The following is a 1351-nucleotide window of genomic DNA, read 5'->3' as shown; positions in this document are numbered from 1 at the left end:
GCCCGGTCGAACTCGATTGGCGCTGCCAGTATCTTAGCTAAGGTGACCCGGGATGCGATGATGGTTGACTATGACCAGCAATATCCCGGCTACGACCTGGCGAATAATGCCGGTTACGGAACGGCCAAGCACCTAGCCGGTTTGGCTAAGCTTGGTCCTTGTCCAATTCACCGGCGTAGTTTTAGCCCGGTCCAAGAAGTTCTAACCAAATAAATAATTTTATGAGCCGCCAATGTGTGGCTCATTTTTTTGCTAACGAAACCCGGTTGGGTTAAACTCAAAGAAAAACGAAAGAAAGGTTGTTGAAATGGCAACAATTAAACTTAGTCCCCGTCTCGCAGCCGTCGCTGACCTAGTGACGCCAGGCCATAAGTTGGCCGACATTGGTTCAGACCATGCCTACTTACCGGCTGTCCTCTTAATGGAAGGCCGGATTCCAGCCGCTTTGGTCGGCGAAGTCTCTCAGGGTCCCTTGGACAATGCCCGCCATACGGTTGGCACTGCCGGCTTGAATGAAAAAGTGACTTGTCGCTTAGCCGACGGCTTAGCAGCAATTGAACCTACTGATGGGATTCAGACCGTTGTGATTGCCGGGATGGGGGGACTTTTAATTGAAAAAATCCTTGCGGCTGGGACCAGTGACCAGCCCTTTGACCAGTTAATCCTCCAACCTAACACCGACCAAGAAGCCGTCCGTCGGTGGTTAGTGGCTAATGGTTATGCCATTACGACTGAGAAAATTGTCGCCGAAGGGCACCACCGCTATGAAATTATCGTCGCCCAACCAGGAATCCAAGACCTCACGCCCACACAATTGGCCTTTGGACCCGTTTTATTGGCCGAAAGAGACCCGGTCTTTGTGACTAAGTGGGAACTTGAGAAAGGGCGCTTAGAGACGCTCTTAGACCGGTTAAAATCAAATGGTCAAGGCGAGACGGATAAGTACCAAAACCTAGCCAAGGAATACCAAAAGATTAAGGAGGCGGTCTTCCATGATTAAAGCCCAAGATTTAATTGATCAAATTGAAGCCTTTGCGCCCAAGGACCTGGCAGAGACCGGGGACCCAACGGGATTGCAAATTGGGGATGCAACCCAGGAAATTACCGGGGTCTTAACGACCTTAGACGTTCGTCCAGAAGTTGTTCAAGAAGCGATTGACCTGGGGGCTAACTTTATTTGGGCCCACCACGAAGCAATGTTTTTCCCGGCGAAGAACCTCGACTTGGCTGACCCCCAGAATCTAATGTATGCGACGGCCTTACGGCATAACATCGTGATTTATGCCTCGCATACGAACTTGGATGCAGCAGCCGGTGGGCTGAACGACTGGCTTTGTGAGGCCTTTGGCAT

3 protein-coding genes are annotated in these 1351 nt (G+C 50.9%); all 3 read left to right on the top strand.

The window, feature by feature from the left end; all coding sequences use genetic code 11:
* On the top strand, positions 1 to 213 hold a 213-nt coding region (locus AOQ29_RS08280), incomplete at its 5' end, for a ribonuclease HII (RefSeq protein ID WP_407645487.1).
* Positions 214 to 307: 94 nt separating this feature from the next.
* Positions 308 to 1000, top strand: coding sequence for a tRNA (adenine(22)-N(1))-methyltransferase (locus AOQ29_RS06690; RefSeq protein WP_061993705.1), 693 nt, complete (start codon positions 308 to 310; stop codon positions 998 to 1000).
* A partial coding sequence (locus tag AOQ29_RS08275) for a Nif3-like dinuclear metal center hexameric protein (protein WP_242977431.1) occupies positions 993 to 1351 on the top strand: 359 nt, incomplete at its 3' end. The genes AOQ29_RS06690 and AOQ29_RS08275, both read left to right, overlap by 8 nt.

It is taken from the genome of Fructobacillus ficulneus, from assembly GCF_001047075.2.
Taxonomy (GTDB): domain Bacteria; phylum Bacillota; class Bacilli; order Lactobacillales; family Lactobacillaceae; genus Fructobacillus; species Fructobacillus ficulneus.
Note: the sequence above shows the minus strand (reverse complement) of the source record. Positions and strands in the feature narration are given on the sequence as shown.

What these genes read in the sequence shown, in the direction of transcription:
- AOQ29_RS06690 (WP_061993705.1), top strand. Translation starts at nt 308, where the DNA reads ATGGCAACAATTAAACTTAGTCCCCGTCTCGCAGCCGTCGCTGACCTA.